The 17,892-nt window shown below is 68.1% G+C and carries 17 protein-coding genes; 11 read left to right on the forward strand and 6 right to left on the reverse strand.

What is annotated here, in order from left to right:
* The first annotated feature begins 15 nt into the window (after positions 1 to 15).
* The 4 genes from gorA (at position 16) to AC1MLT_RS11080 (ending at position 4,534) form a co-directional block, all read left to right on the forward strand.
* A complete protein-coding gene (gene gorA, locus AC1MLT_RS11065; protein ID WP_481032304.1) occupies positions 16 to 1,395 on the forward strand; it encodes a glutathione-disulfide reductase in 1,380 nt (459 codons plus the stop codon).
* A gap of 61 nt (positions 1,396 to 1,456) precedes the next feature.
* A complete protein-coding gene (locus AC1MLT_RS11070; RefSeq protein ID WP_481032305.1) occupies positions 1,457 to 2,947 on the forward strand; it encodes an AMP nucleosidase in 1,491 nt (496 codons plus the stop codon).
* 55 nt (positions 2,948 to 3,002) lie between these two features.
* Positions 3,003 to 3,239 carry a DUF3820 family protein gene (locus AC1MLT_RS11075; RefSeq protein WP_481032306.1) on the forward strand — a complete coding sequence of 79 codons (237 nt, stop codon included), beginning with the start codon at positions 3,003 to 3,005 and terminating at the stop codon, positions 3,237 to 3,239.
* A gap of 158 nt (positions 3,240 to 3,397) precedes the next feature.
* Positions 3,398 to 4,534 (forward strand): alpha/beta hydrolase, encoded by a 1,137-nt coding sequence (locus tag AC1MLT_RS11080; protein ID WP_481032307.1) that lies wholly within the window; start codon positions 3,398 to 3,400, stop codon positions 4,532 to 4,534.
* Positions 4,535 to 4,632: 98 nt separating this feature from the next.
* Here AC1MLT_RS11080 and AC1MLT_RS11085 read toward each other — a convergent pair whose 3' ends face one another.
* Positions 4,633 to 5,907 (reverse strand): DEAD/DEAH box helicase, encoded by a 1,275-nt coding sequence (locus tag AC1MLT_RS11085; protein WP_481032308.1) that lies wholly within the window; start codon positions 5,905 to 5,907, stop codon positions 4,633 to 4,635.
* Positions 5,908 to 6,254: 347 nt separating this feature from the next.
* Between AC1MLT_RS11085 and AC1MLT_RS11090 the strand changes: the two genes are divergently transcribed.
* A complete protein-coding gene (locus AC1MLT_RS11090; RefSeq protein WP_481032309.1) occupies positions 6,255 to 6,707 on the forward strand; it encodes an RNA recognition motif domain-containing protein in 453 nt (150 codons plus the stop codon).
* 156 nt (positions 6,708 to 6,863) lie between these two features.
* Here the strand turns inward: AC1MLT_RS11090 and AC1MLT_RS11095 are convergent, their stop codons facing one another.
* Positions 6,864 to 7,826 carry an alpha/beta hydrolase gene (locus AC1MLT_RS11095; protein ID WP_481032310.1) on the reverse strand — a complete coding sequence of 321 codons (963 nt, stop codon included), beginning with the start codon at positions 7,824 to 7,826 and terminating at the stop codon, positions 6,864 to 6,866.
* Positions 7,827 to 7,897: 71 nt separating this feature from the next.
* Positions 7,898 to 9,106 carry a formate-dependent phosphoribosylglycinamide formyltransferase gene (purT, locus tag AC1MLT_RS11100; RefSeq protein WP_481032311.1) on the reverse strand — a complete coding sequence of 403 codons (1,209 nt, stop codon included), beginning with the start codon at positions 9,104 to 9,106 and terminating at the stop codon, positions 7,898 to 7,900.
* A gap of 192 nt (positions 9,107 to 9,298) precedes the next feature.
* Between purT and AC1MLT_RS11105 the strand changes: the two genes are divergently transcribed.
* The 4 genes from AC1MLT_RS11105 (at position 9,299) to AC1MLT_RS11120 (ending at position 12,399) form a co-directional block, all read left to right on the forward strand.
* Entirely contained in the window at positions 9,299 to 10,147 is an 849-nt protein-coding gene (locus AC1MLT_RS11105) for a 3-hydroxybutyryl-CoA dehydrogenase (protein WP_481032312.1), read from the forward strand.
* 159 nt (positions 10,148 to 10,306) lie between these two features.
* Complete coding sequence (locus AC1MLT_RS11110) at positions 10,307 to 10,759, forward strand: MarR family winged helix-turn-helix transcriptional regulator (RefSeq protein WP_481032313.1); 453 nt, start codon at positions 10,307 to 10,309, stop codon at positions 10,757 to 10,759.
* Between the two features lie 91 nt (positions 10,760 to 10,850).
* On the forward strand, positions 10,851 to 11,276 hold the full coding sequence (locus AC1MLT_RS11115; RefSeq protein WP_481032314.1) for an organic hydroperoxide resistance protein: 426 nt from the start codon (positions 10,851 to 10,853) through the stop codon (positions 11,274 to 11,276).
* Between the two features lie 76 nt (positions 11,277 to 11,352).
* Entirely contained in the window at positions 11,353 to 12,399 is a 1,047-nt protein-coding gene (locus tag AC1MLT_RS11120; RefSeq protein ID WP_481032315.1) for a serine/threonine protein kinase, read from the forward strand.
* 55 nt (positions 12,400 to 12,454) lie between these two features.
* On the opposite strand, the gene AC1MLT_RS11125 is transcribed toward AC1MLT_RS11120, so the two are convergent.
* The 3 genes from AC1MLT_RS11125 to AC1MLT_RS11135 form a co-directional block, all read right to left on the reverse strand.
* Positions 12,455 to 12,958: a hypothetical protein gene (locus AC1MLT_RS11125; protein ID WP_481032316.1), complete on the reverse strand. Its 504-nt coding sequence runs from the start codon at positions 12,956 to 12,958 to the stop codon at positions 12,455 to 12,457.
* Between the two features lie 5 nt (positions 12,959 to 12,963).
* Entirely contained in the window at positions 12,964 to 15,018 is a 2,055-nt protein-coding gene (htpG, locus tag AC1MLT_RS11130) for a molecular chaperone HtpG (RefSeq protein WP_481032317.1), read from the reverse strand.
* A gap of 106 nt (positions 15,019 to 15,124) precedes the next feature.
* On the reverse strand, positions 15,125 to 16,072 hold the full coding sequence (locus tag AC1MLT_RS11135) for a LysR family transcriptional regulator (protein ID WP_481032318.1): 948 nt from the start codon (positions 16,070 to 16,072) through the stop codon (positions 15,125 to 15,127).
* A 148-nt stretch (positions 16,073 to 16,220) separates the two neighbouring features.
* On the opposite strand from AC1MLT_RS11135, the gene AC1MLT_RS11140 reads away from it, so the two are divergent.
* Both AC1MLT_RS11140 and AC1MLT_RS11145 read left to right on the forward strand, forming a co-directional pair.
* On the forward strand, positions 16,221 to 17,066 hold the full coding sequence (locus AC1MLT_RS11140) for an ureidoglycolate lyase (RefSeq protein WP_481032319.1): 846 nt from the start codon (positions 16,221 to 16,223) through the stop codon (positions 17,064 to 17,066).
* Positions 17,067 to 17,103: 37 nt separating this feature from the next.
* A complete protein-coding gene (locus AC1MLT_RS11145; protein ID WP_481032320.1) occupies positions 17,104 to 17,853 on the forward strand; it encodes an SDR family NAD(P)-dependent oxidoreductase in 750 nt (249 codons plus the stop codon).
* Positions 17,854 to 17,892 lie beyond the last annotated feature (39 nt).

Genomic DNA, 17,892 nt, shown 5'->3' on the forward strand with positions numbered 1-17,892 from the left:
TCTTTGCCAGGCGCCATGTCCACATTCGACTTCGACCTCTTCGTCATCGGCGGCGGCAGCGGCGGCGTGCGCGCCGCCCGCATGGCCGCCCAGCGCGGCGTGCGCGTCGCCCTCGCCGAAGCGGCTGAACTCGGCGGCACCTGCGTCAACGTCGGCTGCATCCCCAAGAAGCTCTACAGCTACGCGGCGGGTTATGCCGAGTCCTTCGAGGAGGCGCGGGGCTATGGCTGGGACATGGCGGCGGCGCCGAGTTTCGACTGGGAACGCCTGAAGTCCCGCCGTGCCCACGAGATCCATCGCCTCAACGGCGTCTACAAGGGTCTTCTCGACGCCACCGGCGTCACGCTGCTGCGCGGCTGGGCCCAGGTGGCCGATGCCCACACCGTCACCATCGGCGAGCAGCGATACACCGCGCGACACGTGCTGGTGGCCACGGGCGGCATGCCGTTCGTGCCCGACCTGCCGGGCCGCGATCTGGTCGCGGTGTCGGACGACATGTTCGACCTGCCCGCGTTCCCGAAGCGCCTGGTGGTGGTGGGTGGTGGCTACATCGCCTGCGAGTTCGCCTCCATCTTCAACGGACTTGGTGCCAAGGTGACGCTGCTGCAGCGTCAGGCCCACATCCTCAGCAGCTTCGACGAGAACGCGCGCGAGTTCCTGGCGCGCGAGATGGGCAAAGCGGGCGTCGACATCCGCCTCAACGCACGGGTGGCATCGGTGGTCGCTTCGTCCTCCGGAAAGGGCGACGCCGCGCCGTTCGAGGTCGTCCTCGAGAGCGGCGCGCGCATCGAGGCCGACACGGTGCTCTATGCGACCGGACGCCGTCCCTGCACGCAGGGACTGGGACTGGAAGCAGCCGGCGTCGAGCTCGACGAGCACGGGGCCGTGGTGGTCGACCGGAACTATCGCAGCTCGGTGCCGTCGATCCATGCGCTGGGCGACGTCTCCACGCACGTGCAGCTCACGCCGGTGGCGTTGGCCGAGGCCATGGCGCTGGTCGACACGCTGTTCGGGGACGGCCAGCGCAAGGTCGACTACGACTACATCCCGACGGCCGTCTTCACGCACCCCAACCTCGGCACCTGCGGCCTCACGGAGGCCGCCGCGCGCAAGAAGTTCGACGACGACGTGACGGTCTTCGCCAGCGAGTTCAAGACGCTGCGCCACACGCTGTCCGGGCGCGAGGAACGCACGTTCATGAAGCTGCTGGTGCACACGTCGAGCGATCGCGTGGTCGGACTTCACATGGTGGGGCCGGACGCCGGCGAGGTGGTGCAGGGCTTCGCGGTGGCGATGCGCGCGGGTGCGACCAAGGCGCAGTTCGACACCACGATCGGCGTGCATCCGACCGTGGCCGAGGAATTCGTGACGATGCGCGAATCCCTGTCCGCCTGAAAACACGCCGGCGCGCGTCGGCTGCGGGCGTGCCGTCACGACGCCTTGGCACAATGGCCGCATGCCCTACATGCCGCCTTTCGTCGCTCCCGCCCGCTTCAACGACGCCGCCGCGGCGCTGGAACACGTCAAGAAGATCTACCAGGAGGGCCTCGCCCACCTGCGCGAGTCGATGCTGCGCTTCGTCGCCGGCGAGACCCTGCCGGGACGCGTGCGGGCCTGCTATCCCTTCGTGCGCGTGCACACGCACACCGTCTCGCTCTCGCGTCCGACGGCCTCCACCACCACCGGCCTGAGCTATGGCTTCGTGGCCGGGCCCGGCCGCTACGAGACCACGCTCACGCGGCCCGACCTGTTCGATCGCTACTACCTCGAACAATTCCGCCTGCTGCTGGAGAACCACGGCGTCGAGCTCGAGGTGGGCACCGCCAGCCAGCCGATCCCGATCCACTTCTCCTTCGCCGAGAACGACCACATCGAAGGCACCATGAGCGCCGACCGACGCGCCCTGATGCGCGACGTCTTCGATCTGCCCGACCTGGCGGCCATGGACGACGGCATCGCCAACGGCACCCATGTGCCCCGGCCGGGCGAGGCCGAACCGCTCGCGCTCTTCACCGCCGCGCGCGTGGACTACTCCCTGCACCGTCTGCGCCACTACACGGGCACGGCGCCGGAGTGGTTCCAGAACTTCGTGCTGTTCACCAACTACCAGTTCTACATCGACGAATTCATCGCGCTCGGACGCGAAGCGATGGCCGATCCCGACAGCCCCTATGTCGCCTTCATCGAACCGGGCAACGTGACGAGCTACCGGGTCGGTTACGACGGACCCGAAGGCGGTGTCGCCCCGGCGCGCCTGCCGCAGATGCCCGCCTACCATCTGGTGCGTGCCGACCGCAGCGGCATCACGATGGTCAACATCGGCGTTGGCCCCTCGAACGCCAAGACCATCACCGACCACATCGCGGTGCTGCGCCCGCATGCCTGGATGATGCTGGGCCACTGCGCCGGCCTGCGCAACAGCCAGCAGCTCGGCGACTACGTGCTGGCCCATGCCTACGTGCGCGAGGACCACGTGCTCGACGAGGAACTGCCGTTGTGGGTGCCCATCCCGGCCCTGGCCGAGATCCAGCTGGCGCTGGAGAAGGCGGTGGCCGACGTCACCCTGCTCGATGGTCCCGAACTCAAGACCATCATGCGCACCGGCACGGTGGCGAGCACCGACAACCGCAACTGGGAGCTGCTGCCGCAGAACGAGCCCCAGCGTCGTTTCAGCCAGAGCCGTGCCGTGGCGCTGGACATGGAGAGCGCCACCATCGCGGCCAACGGCTTCCGCTTCCGGGTGCCCTATGGCACGCTGCTCTGCGTCTCCGACAAGCCCCTGCATGGTGAGATCAAGCTGCCCGGGATGGCCAACCATTTCTATCGCGAGCGTGTGGAGCAGCATCTGCGCATCGGCATGCGCGCCATCGAGATCCTGCGCGCCGAGGGCTCCAGCCGGCTGCACAGCCGCAAGCTGCGCAGCTTCGCCGAAGTGGCATTCCAGTGACGCGACGACCCTGCGCGCGAACGAAGTTCGGCATTCGTTCCCACAAGCTCAGACGGTGACATCCGAAGACCTGCAACGTCTGGTCACACTGGAGATGCCGTTCGGCAAATACCAGGGCACCCTGATCGCCGACCTGCCGGCGACCTACCTGGCCTGGTTCGCCCGCACGGGTTTTCCCAAAGGAGAGATCGGACGACTGTTGCGACTCATGCACGAGATCGATCACAACGGGCTGTCCGCCCTGCTCGAGCCCCTGCGCGCCACGCGCCGCCCTCCGCGCGACCACGCCTGAAACCCCGTCCGCGGCATGGCGCGACGCGCTGCCGAACCAGGCGCGAGGCGTCGGAGTCGACTGACGCTCCGAGTTGGCATCGGCTGAGCATCCGGCCTCGATATGGCCACGTATCCATCGTTCAAGCCAATTTTTTCAAGCAACGAAGGACCTCTCCCATGCCAGTCAACTTCCCGTCCAGCAAACACATGCACTCGATGCGTGCCCTGACCATCGCGGCAGCGGTCTCCGTCCTCGCACTCTCGGCCCAGGCCCAGACGCAGGCGGCCGACCCCAGCGCGGGCAAGCCGAACCCGGTCACCAACGCCATTTCCAAGGCACTGGGCAAGCTGCGTGCCGATGCCGACATGATGACCGTGCTCGAAGCGCACGCCAGCCTGAACCCCAAGGCGATCGAGAAGCTCGGCGTGCCGGCGGCGCGTGCGCAGCCCACCATCGCCGATGCCGTCAACGTCGTGCTCAAGCAGCAGGGCAAGAGCACCAAGCCGGAGGATCTGGTCCCCGGCGTGACCAGCATGGACACCACCATCCAGGGTGCCGTCGGCAAGCTGCCGGCACGCATCTACACGCCCGATGGTCCGGGCCCGTTTCCGGTCGTGGTGTACTTCCACGGCGGCGGCTGGGTCATCGCCGACAAGCAGGTCTATGACGGTGGCGCGCGCGGCATCGCCAAGGAAGCCAATGCGGTCGTGATCTCCGTCGACTACCGGCGTGCCCCGGAAGCCAAGTTCCCGGCGGCCTGGGACGATGCCCTGGCGTCGTACAAGTGGGCCATCGAGAACGCCGGTCAGCACAAGGGCGACCCCAAGCGCATCGCCCTGGCCGGCGAAAGCGCGGGTGGCAACCTGGCGGTGGCCACGGCCATCGCGGCACGCGACGCGGGCCTGCAGGCACCGGTCCATGTGCTGTCGGTCTATCCGGTGGCGCAGAACAGCCTGAACACCGAGTCGTACATCGAGAACGCCATCGCCAAGCCGCTCAACCGCGCGATGGTGAAGTGGTTCGTCGACAAGGTGACGCGCACGCCGGCCGACCTCAAGGATCCCCGCATCCAGCTGATCGACGCCAAGCTGCAGGGCTTGGCACCGGTCACCATCATCAATGCACGCATCGATCCGCTGCGCAGCGACGGCGCCAAGCTCGAGGACGCCCTCAGGAACGCCAATGTGCCGGTCGAGCGGCGTGAGTACGAGGGCGTGACGCACGAATTCTTCGGCACCGCCGCCGTCGTGGCCAAGGCCAAGGAGGCACAGGCCTATGCCGGCCAGCGCCTGAAGGGTGCCTTCGGCTCCTGAGATCCCGGGGTCGGTCGTGTGTTCGCCCGCGAGCGACCGACCCGCTGATGCAAGCCGGCTTCAACGCCGGCTTTTTTCATGGCTGCGGCGCCCATGCCTCAGTCGTCCTGCGCCTTCCGCGCGGCGCGCAGCTTGTCCTTCTTGCTGGGTCGCCTGCCCTTGATGCCTCCTGTGCCGGGCGTCGCATCGACCGATGGGGCGCCGGCCACCGGCACGCCACCATCCATCGCCTCGCGAGGTTCGAAGCCGGTGATCCGCTCGCGCGCCACCGGCACTCCCTGCCGCTTCTCGATGAGGCGGAAATGCGCCTCGGTCGATGCGCTCACGAAGCTCACGGCCAGTCCGCCTTCTCCGGCGCGACCCGTGCGACCGATGCGATGCACGTGATCGACGGCGGAGCGGGCCAGGTCGTAGTTCACCACCACCGGCAGCGCGATCACGTCGATGCCGCGCGCCGCCAGGTCGGTGGCCACCACCACCTGTACACGCGATGCCTTGAGGTCGGCCAGCACCTGGCTGCGCTTGCCCTGGCTCAGCAGGCCATGGAAGGGCTCGGCCGTCAGTCCGGTCTTGCGCAGCTTGTCGGCCACGATCTCCGCCGCATGCTTGGTCGCCACGAAGACCAGCACACGCGTCCAGCCCTCGTCGCGCACCAGCCGCGCGAGCAGTTGCGTGCGTCGCGGCGGATCGACCTCGATCGCGCGCTGCGCGATGTCGCTCGCCGTGGCGAGATCATCCGCCACCTCGATGCGCACGGCATCGCGCAGCACGAGGCCCGCGAGTTTCTCGATGGCTGGTGGAAAGGTGGCCGAGAACATCACGGTCTGCCGCCGCACCGGCAGCTGCGCCAGGATGCGCTGCAGTTCCTCGTCGAAACCGAGATCGAGCAGGCGGTCGGCCTCGTCGAGAACCAGGATCGACAGGTCGCCCAGGTCGAGCGCCCGGTGCGCCACCAGGTCGAGCAGCCGGCCCGGCGTGGCGACCATGACATCGGCGCCACCACGCAGCGACATCAGCTGGGGATTGATCGACACGCCGCCGAACGCGACGGCGACGCGCACGGGCGTCGGCAATGTCCGGGCGATGCCCCGCATCACTTCGCCGACCTGCGCGGCGAGTTCACGCGTCGGCACCAGGACCAGGGACTGCAAGGACCGCCGGCCCGGCCCCTGCGCGCGCTCGGAGAGTCGCTGCAGCACCGGCAACGCGAAGGCGGCCGTCTTGCCGGAACCGGTGCGCGCCGTGGCCAGCACGTCGCGACCTCCGAGCACGGCTGGAATGGCTTCCTGCTGGATGGCGGTGGGCGTCAGGTAACCGAGATCGGCGAGCGCACGCGTGAGGGACGGGACGAGGCCCAGGCTGGTGAATGACATGCGACGTTCGCTGACGGAAAGGAGGCCGGGACGTGGCTGCTTCGAAGACTCGATCGAAGACGGCGATATCCCGGCGGGGAGAAGGGAAAACCGGACAAGGATAGCCACAGGCGGACCCGCCCCGTCGCAGCTTGGGAAAAACCCTGAAACGATGCGATTTCAGTACGAATGATGAAAGCAATCGCCCCAAAGCCGCCGGAGTGAACGACAATGCGCAAGTGTTTAGGTGGTCTTCCACCTGACACGAATCGGTGATCCGGTAGTTTCGCGCCACAGCGCTCTTCAAGTCAGTTGTGATTCTGGGACTCCATCGCTTTGTTATTTTGGTTTGAATTAGGAGTCCCTCCATGGGCAAGAAACTCTACGTAGGCAACCTGTCCTACTCCATCCGCGACAACGACCTCGAGCAAGCCTTCGGCGAATTCGGCGCCGTGGCCAGCGCCAAGGTCATGATGGAACGTGAAACCGGCCGCTCCAAGGGCTTTGGTTTCGTCGAAATGGGCACCGACGCTGAAGCGCAGGCTGCCATCGAAGGCCTGAACGGCCACACCCTCGACGGCCGTGCCCTCACGGTCAACGAAGCCCGCCCGATGGAACCCCGTCCGGCTGGTGGTGGTTATGGTGGTGGCGGCCGCAGCGGTGGCGGCGGTGGTGGTGGCTACGGCGGTGGCGGCGGCGGCTACGGCGGCGGCGGCAACGGCGGCGGCGGCAACGGTGGTGGCGGCTACGGCGGCGGTGGCCGCAGCGGTGGCGGCGGTGGTGGTGGTTACGGCGGCGGCGGTGGCCGCGGCGGCTACTAAGCCCTCGCCCCCTCACGATCCAGACACTTTTCGCCCAGGCCTCACAAGCGCCCAGGCGAAATGAAAAAAGCTCCTTCGGGAGCTTTTTTCATTTCCGATTCCCCGCTCGGAGTGTCGTGTCGGCCTGGTGTCGACACAGGCCGCCCCTGGCCATGCTCAGAACTGAAGTACCGACCCGTCTGACGCAGCCAGGGCACGCCGCAGCTCGATCGCGCACAACCCGACGGCGGTATGTGCCTCATCCAGCACGCCACCCATCGTGATGAATCCATGGATCTGTCGCTCGAAGCAGACATAGCTCACGCGGTTGCCGGCGTCGGAGAGACGCCGCGCGTAGTCCGCTCCCTCGTCGACCAGGGGATCATGGCCGGCCGTGATCACCAACGCCGGTGGCAGTCCGGCGAAGTCCTCCGCCAGCAGCGGCGAGGCCCGCCAGTCGAGGTCGTGCCGCGGATCGTCGATGTAGTGGTCGTGGTAGTAGGTGAGTGACTCGTGGGTCAACAGGTAACCCTGGCCATTGCGGGCGTGCGAGGCATGCTGGCGACGCATGTCGGTGGCCGGATAGATCAGCAACTGGAAAACGATCGGCGGATCGCCGGCATCGCGCGCGGCGATCGCGACCACGGCGGCGAGATTGCCACCGGCACTGTCTCCGCCCACCGCCAGCCGGCTCGCATCGACACCGAGCGCATCGGCTTCGCGCCCTATCCAGCGCGTGGCCGCCAGCGCATCGTCGATGGCGGCGGGAAAGCGGTGTTCCGGACCCATCCGGTAATCGACCGCGACGACGACGCAACCAGCGCCATTGGCGAGCTCGCGGCACAGCGTGTCATGCGTGTCGAGATCACCGATGGTCCAGCCGCCGCCGTGGAAATACACCAGCACCGGCAGCACGCCCGCGCCACCGCCCGCGGGCCGGTAGAGGCGCAGGGGGATGGGACCGTGCGGTCCTTCGGCTTGGAGATCGCGGACCTCGTGGACGGCGGGGGCCTCGGGCTGCGTGAAATGACGACGCTCGCGATAAGCCTGTCGCGCATCGGCCGGCGACAAGGTATGCGTGGCGGGCAGGCCACGCGCTTCCATCAGGTCGAGCAGGGAGCGGGCTTGGGGATGCAGCATGGTTCTCGGTCCTTGGTTTTCGAGCGGATTTCCCTGTCCTAGGGCGCGATCGACGGATCGGCCCGTGGGCTTCATGCCGCCCGCGGCTTGACGCGCGAGGCGGCTTCCTTGGCGCGATCGCGCGCGGTCTCGACATCCGCCGCGTGGGCCAGCGCGACGCCCATGCGGCGTTTCACGAAGCTCTCGGGTTTGCCGAACAGCCGCACGTCGGTGTCGGGCACGGCCAATGCATCGGCGACGCCATCGAAGACGATGCCGGACGCATCCACGCCGCCATAGATCACCGCGCTCGCGCCCGCGCTCTTGAGCGTGGTGTCCACCGGCAGGCCCAGGATGGCGCGAGCGTGCAGCTCGAACTCGTTCTGCCACTGCGTGGCCATGGTGACCATGCCGGTGTCGTGCGGTCGCGGACTGACCTCGCTGAACCAGACCTCGTCGCCCTTGACGAACAGCTCGACGCCGAAGAGCCCCTGCCCGCCCAGATCGTCGGTGACGGCACGCGCGATCCGGCGGGCCCGCTCCAGTGCCAGCGGCGCCATCGCCTGAGGCTGCCAGCTCTCCACGTAATCGCCGCCGACCTGCACATGGCCGATCGGTTCGCAGAAGCAGGTCTCGATCGCCCCGGAAGCGGCGCGCGCGCGCACGGTCAACAGCGTGATCTCATAGTCGAAGTCGACGAAACCCTCGACGATGATCCGGCCATGGCTCACCCGGCCGCCGGCCATGGCATGGTCCCAGGCGGCCCGTACGTCGCCGGGTCCGTCGATGCGACTCTGGCCCTTGCCGGAACTGCTCATCACCGGCTTGACGATGCATGGATAGCCGATGCCCCCTGCGTCGATGGCCGCCTGCAGCTCGGCGAGCGAATCGCAGAAGACATACGGGCTGGTCGGCAGGCCCAGCGTCTCGGCGGCCAGGCGACGGATGCCTTCGCGATCCATCGTCAATCGTGCGGCGCGGGCGGTCGGTATGACGCGCACCCGCCCGGCGTCCTCCAGCGTCTGGAGCATGCCGGTGGCGATGGCCTCGATCTCGGGCACGACCAGGTCGGGCCGTTCGGCCTCGATCAGCGCCTGCAGCTGCGCCGGGTCGCTCATGGAGATGGTGCGCGCGTGGTGCGCGACCTGCTGACCGGGTGCATGGTCGTAGCGGTCGACCGCGATGGTCTCGACACCCAGGCGCTGCAGGGCGATCAGCACCTCCTTGCCGAGTTCACCCGAGCCCAGGAGCATCACGCGGGTGGCGCGGGGAGACAGCGGAGTGCCGAGGACGGTGGTCATGGGAAACGTGCTTTCAGGGCTGAAACAGGGCACTTTAAATCAGGCCGATCCCCCGCGTGACGCCAGCGTGGCAGGTCGACCGGCCCCGCTGCGCCACAATCTTCGCGATGCGCGGCCGGCGACTCGCGCCGTTCCGCGTCCCGATCCTTCCACCTCATCTCCCCCCCCCCCTCTTCTCCAAGGAGTATTTCCATGAGCATCCAGACCGTCGGCATCATTGGCGCCGGAACGATGGGCAACGGCATTGCCCAGGCCTGCGCGGTCGTCGGCGTGAACGTCGTGATGGTCGACATCTCGCAGGCAGCCGTCGACAAGGGCCTCGGCGCCGTCGGCGCCAGCCTCGACCGGCTGATCAAGAAGGAGAAGCTGACCGGCGCGCAGAAGGACGCGGCGCTCGCGCTGATCAAGGGCTCGACGAACTACGACGACCTCCAGGGCGCGCAGCTGGTCATCGAGGCAGCCACCGAGAACCACGAGCTCAAGGTGAAGATCCTCAAGCAGGTCGACGCCCTGCTGGCGCCGGAGGTCATCATCGCGTCGAACACCTCGTCGATCTCCATCACGCAGCTGGCCGCCGCCACCTCGCGCCCCGACCGCTTCATCGGCATGCACTTCTTCAACCCCGTGCCGATGATGGCGCTGGTGGAGATCATCCGCGGCTACCTCACGAGCGATGCCACGCACGACGCGGTCAAGGCGCTGTCAGAGACCCTGGGCAAGTCGCCCATCACGGTGAAGAACGCGCCGGGCTTCGTGGTCAACCGCATCCTGGTGCCGATGATCAACGAGGCCTTCTTCGTGCTGTCCGAGGGCATCGCCACGGCCGAGGACATCGACGCGGGCATGAAGCTCGGCTGCAACCAGCCCATCGGCCCGCTGGCGCTGGCCGACATGATCGGCCTGGATGTGTGCCTGGCGGTGATGGAGGTGTACCTGCACGAGTTCGGCGACTCCAAATACCGGCCCTGTCCACTGCTGCGCGAGATGGTCGCGGCCGGCCAGCTCGGACGCAAGACGAAACGCGGCGTCTACGCCTACTGAAAAAACGCGCGAGACGATTAAAAACGCTAGGGCAGGAGGTTTCCAGCCATGGTGCCGGAACCCGCCGGGACATCCCGGCACCCTGATCGTCCCGTGCACTTTCAGGGTCATTGTCCAATTCAATCGCACGCAATCGAATTGGGCGCTACATTGGTATCCATGCCTTCCGCCACCGCCATGGACCCACTGCTGCAACTGGACAACCAGCTGTGCTTCGCGGTCTATTCGACCTCGCTGGCGATGACGCGTCTGTACAAGCCCCTGCTGGACCAGCTGGGCCTCACCTATCCGCAATACCTGGTGATGCTGGCTCTCTGGGAGCGGGATGGCGTCACGGTGTCCGAGCTGGGCGAACGGCTCTCGCTCGATTCCGGCACCCTCACTCCCCTGCTCAAGCGGCTGGAGGCGGGCGGACAGCTGACGCGGCTGCGCGACGCCGCCGACGAACGTCGCGTTCGCATCACGCTGACATCGACGGGCCGCAGATTGCGATTGCGCGCGGTCGACGTGCCGGCCTGCATGCTCACGGCCAGCGAGTGCTCGATCGACGAACTCGTGGCACTCACACGCCAGCTCCAGACCCTGCGCGATCGGCTCAGGGCCGCGGCCTGATCCACGGAAGCAGCAACGACCTCTCGAATTTCTCGCCGCCTTCGATCGAAGGCATTCCATCCACCCACCTTTCAACCACCCAAGGAAAACCATGGCCCACTCTCTCGAAAAAGTCCTCTACACCGCCGAAGCCACCGCCATCGGTGGCCGTGAAGGCACCGGCAAGAGCAGCGACGGCGCCCTCGACGTCAAGTTGAGCGCCCCGGGTTCCAACAAGCCCGGCACCAACCCGGAACAGCTCTTCGCCGTCGGCTATGCCGCCTGCTTCGTCGGTGCCCTGAAGGCCGTGAGCTCGAAGATCGGCATCAAGGTGCCCGACGACGTGTCGATCGATTCGAAGGTCTCGCTCGGCCCGATCAAGGGCGGCGCGGCCTATGGCATCGCGGTCAAGCTGGCGGTGAACCTGCCGGGCCTGGACGACGCGCAGAAGAAGCAGCTGGTCGACGCCGCCCACGAGGTGTGCCCGTACTCGAACGCCACCCGCGGCAACATCGACGTCGACCTGTCGATCGTCTGATCGGCCGGCACGCCGCGCGCGTGCCCGGGGATGCGAAACAGGCCGTGACGCGGGCATGGATGGCGACAATGGCCGCATGACCTCCTCTTCCAGCGCGCCACCCGATCCCCATCCCTACGAGAACCTCACGCCGGACGTGGTGCTCGATGCGCTGGCCGCGCTGGGCCTGCACGGCGATGGCCGGCTGACCGCCCTCAACTCCTACGAGAACCGCGTCTACCAGGTCTTCCTGGAAGACGCGGACCCGCATCCGGCCGTGGTCGTCAAGTTCTACCGGCCCGGCCGCTGGAGCGACGCCGAGATCCTCGAGGAGCACGAGTTCGCCCTCGAACTCGCCGTCGCCGAGGTCCCGGCGGTTCCTCCGCTGCGCCTGCAGGACCGGACCCTGCACCACCATGGCGACTTCGCCTTCAGCGTCAGTCCGTATCGCGGCGGCCGTGGTCCGGAGCTGGAGGATTTCGAGGTCCTCGAATGGGTGGGCCGCTTCCTGGCCCGCATCCACACCATCGGCGCCGCGCGACCTTTCGTGCATCGTCCGGCGCTCGACCTGCACACCTTCGGCGTCGCCTCGCGCGACTGGCTGCTGGCCCACGACAAGATTCCGCTCGACGTGCAGCGCGACTGGGAGAGCGCCTGCAACGCGGCCCTCGACCGCATCGCCGCGACGCCACTCGATCCCGTGGCGGCGCGCGGACCGGATGCGCCATCGCGCCGGCTCCGGCTGCATGGCGACGTCCATCCCGGCAACATCCTCTGGACGCCGACCGACCGGCCCCTGGGCGGACCGCATTTCGTCGATCTCGACGACGCGCGCACCGGCTTCGCGGTCCAGGACCTGTGGATGCTGCTGTCGGGCGAGCGCGCGCAGCGCACCGCCCAATTGAGCGGCCTGCTCGACGGCTACGAGCAGTTCCGCGAATTCGACCGCCGCGAACTGGCGCTCATCGAACCGCTGCGCACCCTGCGCCTGATCCACTACAGTGCCTGGCTGGCGCGCCGCTTCGAGGACCCGATCTTTCCGATCAACTTTCCGTGGTTCGGATCGAGCGACTACTGGAAGGGCCAGATCCTGGTGCTGCAGGACCAGTGCGAGCGCATGGACGAGGAGCCGTTGTACGCGTGATGGCGGATGCGCCCGACTTCGCCACGGGCTGGCGGCGGGCGACGGGCCGGCCGGATCAGTAGGGGCTGTCGGGCTGGGCCGGCCCGCCCGACGGACGCGTGGGCCGGGGATAGGACGTGGAAGGCGGGACCGACGACGACGGCACCACCACTCCCTGCTCCACGCCGCGGCTGGGTGGCGGCGACATCGGCGAGCGGGGCGCATTCGGGTCGTACAGCACGGTACCCGTGCCCACCCCGGCACCCAGTCGGGCACCACCACCGATGCCGGTGGAGGCACCGACGCCGGCACCGCCATAGACCTGCCCGCTGCCGTTGACACCGACGCCCACGCCCAGCGGCCCGACGCCGGTTCCCAGGCCGATGCTCGGCCCGCCCGAGCCGACCCCCACGCCCAGCGAGACGCCCGGCACCAGCGGAATCCCGATGCCCACGCCCGCCGCGCAGCCGGCGAGCCCGGCCGCGACCGCGATGACCGCGCCACGCAGCAGTCCGTCGATCGTCCCTTGCAAGGGGGAAGGCGTCGCGACGCGACGCGCGCGAAGGCTGGGGGTGGACATGGGCGCTAGACCAGCAGCGCGTTGACGCGCCGCACATAGGCCGCCGGATCGGCCGGCAGGCCCCCCTCGGCCAGCAGCGCCTGGTCGAACAGGATGTTCGCCAGATCGTCGAAGTGCCCGGTCTCGCCTTCGAGCTTCTTGACCAGCGGATGCTCCGCATTGACTTCCAGCACCGGCTTGAGGTCGGGCGCGGGTTGTCCGGCCTGGCGCAGCATGCGGGCGAGCTGGGTGCTCATGCCGCCGTCCTTGACCACCAGGCAGGCTGGCGAATCGACCAGACGCGTGGTCACGCGCACGTCCTCGGCCTTGTCCTTGAGCGCTTCCTTGAGCCGCTCCAGCACCGGCTTGAAGCTCTCGGCGGCTTCCTCGGCGGCCTTCTTCTCGGCCTCGTCCTGCAGGCCGCCCAGGTCGACCGCGCCCTTCGCCACGCTCTGCAGCGGCGTGCCGTCGAACTCGTTGAGGTAGTTCAGCGCCCACTCGTCGACGCGGTCGGTCATCAGCAGCACCTCGATGCCCTTCTTCTTGAAGAGTTCGAGCTGCGGGCTGTTCTTGGCGGCGGCCAGGGTGTCGGCGGTGATGTAGTAGATCGCCTCCTGGCCTTCCTTCATGCGTGCCTTGTAGTCGGCGAAGCTCACGCTCACGGCATCGCTGGTGGTGGAGGCGAAGCGCAGCAGCTTGGCGATGCGGTCGCGGTTGGCCATGTCCTCGCCCAGGCCTTCCTTGAGGACGGCGCCGAACTCGGCATAGAAGGCCGCGTACTTGCCGGCATCGGCATCGGCCGCGAACTCGGCGGCCGCCTCGGCGGCGGGCGTCGCCTTCTTGTCGGTGACGTCGGTGACGGCGTCGATCGGCTCGGTCGGCTCCGGCGCCGGCACCGATTCGCCCGAACCGACGTCGATCTTGGCGGCGGCGTTCTCGACGGCGGCCTTCTGCTTCCTCACCAGGTCCTCCAGCATCGACAGCACGCGCTTGGTGCTGCCCTCGCGGATCGCCTTGACGTCGCGGCTCTCCTGCAGCAGCTCGCGGCTGACGTTGAGCGGCAGGTCGGCCGAGTCGATCACGCCCTTGACGAAGCGCAGGTAGCTGGGCATCAGCGCCTCGGCGTCGTCCATGATGAAGACGCGCTTCACGTACAGCTTCACGCCGGCGGTCTTGTCGCGGTTGAACAGGTCCATCGGCGCCTTTGACGGGATGAACAGCAATTGCGTGTACTCGGTGCTGCCCTCGACGCGGTTGTGGCTCCAGGTCAGCGGGTCGGCGTAGTCGTGCGAGATGGTCTTGTAGAACTCGGCGTACTGCTCGTCGGTGATGTCCTTTTTCGGACGGGTCCACAGGGCGCTGGCCTTGTTGACGGGCTCCCATTCGCCGGTCTTGACCATGTCGCCGGGCTGGTCGTTCTCGCCTTCCTTCCACTCCTCCTTCTCCATCAGGATAGGCAGGGAGATGTGGTCGGAGTACTTGCCGATGACCGACTTGAGCTTCCAGGCGTTCAGGTACTCCTCGGCGTCCTCGCGCAGATGCAGCGTGACGCTGGTGCCGCGCTGGGGACGCTCGATGTCGTCGACCTCGAAGTCGCCCGCGCCGGTGCTCGTCCAGCGCACGCCCTGGCTGGTGGGCAGGCCGGCGCGGCGCGATTCCACCACGATGCGGTCGGCCACGATGAAGCCCGAATAGAAGCCCACGCCGAACTGGCCGATGAGCTGGGCGTCGGACTTCTGGTCGCCCGAGAGCTTGCTCATGAAGTCCTTGGTGCCGCTCTTGGCGATGGTGCCGAGGTTGTCGATCGCCTCCTGGCGCGACAGGCCGATGCCGTTGTCGGTAAAGGTCAGCGTGCGGGCGGCCTTGTCGAAGGACACGCGCACCTCGAGGTTGGGCGCGTCCTCGTAGAGCGAGGCATCGTTGATGGCCTCGAAGCGCAGCTTGTCGCAGGCGTCCGACGCGTTCGAGATCAGTTCGCGCAGGAAGATTTCCTTGTTCGAATAGAGCGAATGCGTGACGAGGTGCAGCAACTGTGCGACTTCGGCCTGGAAGGGGAGTTTGGTCGATGCGGTAGAGGTCATGGTGATCGTCTGTTCGTTCGTCGATGTCTGGGGACCGCCCCTGCGGCACGGTCGCGGGGCAGATGGCGGCACCCGGCGATTTTTCAATGCCGCCGGCGCGACACGTTCAATCGGCTCGCGCCGGCGCCCTGGCGACCTCGCGCAGGTGGCCCGCCAGCAGCAGCGCCGCCGGCGCGAGCCGGGCGCCGCGGCGCGTGACGATGCCGAAGCCCTCGTGCCGCGCCCCGATCGCGATCGGCAGGCGGCAGGCGATGCGGTGGCGCTCGCAGAAGTCCATCGTGCCCGAGGACATCAGCGCCACGAGCAGCGGATCCTCCTGCAGCATCAGCATGGTCGCGAAGGTGGAGGCGGTCTCGCTCGGATAGGCCGGCAGCGGCAGGCCGGCCTCGCGGAATTCGCGCTCGAGCAGGTGGCGCAGGGGCATGTGGGCCGGATAGCAGAGCCAGCGGAAGCCCGCGAGCTGGGCCAGCGTGACATCCGAGGCGCCGGCCAGCGGATGGCGCGGCCCCACGGCGACGGCGACCTGCTCGTCCATCAGCGGCTCGTAGTCGAACTGCTCGGGCCGCGCGGCGACCGTGGTGCGGCAGACCGCCAGATCCAGCCGCCCCTCGTCGACCAGCGTGAGCAGCTCGATCGAGGTGCTCTCGCGCACCTCGATCGACAACGCCGGCTGCTGCGCGCGCAGACGCGTCAGCGCCCCGACGAGCACCGGGTGCAGCGCCCCGGCGATGGCGCCCACCGCCAGCCGTCCGCCGGTGCCGCGCAGCACGCCATCGATCTCCTCGCGCAGGTGCGCCAGGTCGGCGTCGATCAGTCGCGCATAGCGCACCACGCAGCGTCCGAGCTCGTTGGCGTGCACGCCCTGCGACGAGCGGGTGAAGAGTTCGGTGCCGAAAGTGGTCTCGATCTCGCGCAGCGCCTTGGTCAGCCCCGGTTGCGTCATGCCCATGCGTTCGGCGGCGCGATGCAGCGAGCCATGCTCGTCGAGCGCCACCAGCAGCGACAACTGACGGAAACGCAGGCGCGAGGCGATGGAGGACGAGCTCGGCAGCATGGCTGGATGGGATTCAGGGGATACCCGGAGAGTCCGGGGAGTTATCGGCGGATCAGAAGCTCTCACTATGCAGCACCCCGCCCCCCTCCCACAATGCCGCGGCGATCCACAGACCCCCCGAGACCCAGAGACACCAGGAGATACACGGATGAAATTGCTGCGCTATGGCCCCCCGGGCCAGGAGAAACCCGGCCTGCTCGACGACGGCGGCACGCTGCGCGACCTGTCGGCCCATGTCGCCGACATCGATGGCACGGTGCTGTCGGCCGATGCGCTGGCCACCCTGCGCGCGCTCGATACCGCCACGCTGCCGGCCGTCGAGGGCTCGCCCCGCCTGGGCGCCTGCGTCGGCCGCATCGGCAAGTTCATCTGCATCGGCCTGAACTACGCCGACCACGCGGCCGAGTCGGGCCTGGCCGTGCCCTCGGAGCCGGTGGTGTTCAACAAGTGGCTGTCGGCCGTGGTCGGCCCCAACGACGACGTGCGGATCCCGCGCGGCTCGAAGAAGACCGACTGGGAGGTCGAGCTCGGCGTGGTGATCGGCAAGACTGCCAGCTACATCGAAGAGGCCGATGCCCTGGACCACGTGGCGGGCTATTGCGTCATCAACGACGTCTCCGAACGCGAATACCAGATCGAGCGCGGCGGCACCTGGGACAAGGGCAAGGGCTGCGACACCTTCGGCCCCATCGGCCCCTGGCTGGTGACCGCCGACGAGGTGCCCGACCCGCAGACGCTGGGCCTGTGGCTGGAGGTCGACGGCCACCGCTACCAGGACGGCAACACCCGCACCATGGTCTTCGGGGTGGCGCACCTGGTGGCCTACCTCAGCCGCTTCATGACGCTGCATCCCGGCGACGTGATCTCCACCGGCACGCCGCCGGGCGTCGGCATGGGCTGCAAGCCCGAGCCGGTCTACCTGCGCCCCGGCCAGACCATGCGCCTGGGCATCGACGGCCTGGGCGAGCAGCGCCAGCGCACGGTCGCGGCCTGACGCCTTCGGCTCCTTCCAACGCATCGAACGGAACTCCATGATCCAGTACAACTTCGAGGGCCGCGTGGCGGTCGTCACCGGTGGCGCGCAGGGCATCGGCCTGGCGGTGGTCCAGCGGCTCCTGGCCGGTGGCGCCCGCGTCGCCATCTGGGACGCCAACACCGCGGCGCTTGACGAGGCCCGGACCCTCCTGCGAAGCGACGCCGTGCAGACCGTGCGGGTCGACATCACCTCGCTGGCCGAGGTCGAGGCGGCCGTGCGGGAGACCGAGGGCACGAGCGGCCCGATCGCCATGCTGGTCCACAGCGCCGGCATCGCCGGCGCCAACGCGCCGGTGGCCGACTACGCGCCGGCCGAATGGCAGAAGGTGCTCGACGTCAACCTCACCGGCGCGTTCCACGTCAATCGCGCGGTCGTCGCGGGCATGGTGGCGCGCGACTACGGGCGCATCGTCAACGTGGCCTCCATCGCCGGCAAGGAAGGCAATCCCAACGCCGCCGCCTACAGCGCCTCCAAGGCCGGCGTCATCGCGCTGACCAAGAGCCTGGGCAAGGAGACGGCCGGGCGCAACGTCGCGGTCAACGCCATCACGCCGGCGGCCGCGCGCACCAAGATCTTCGAGCAGATGTCGCAGCAGCACATCGACTACATGCTCTCGAAGATCCCGCGCGGACGCTTCGTCGAGGTCGAGGAGATCGCGGCGATGGTGACCTGGCTGGTGTCGGAGGAGAACTCCTTCACCACCGGGGCCGTGTTCGACCTCTCGGGTGGCCGGGCCACGTATTGAGCGGCTCGCCCCCAGGCTGCGCGCACTGCGTGTCGCTTC

Source organism: Variovorax sp. PEI5, assembly GCF_056679935.1.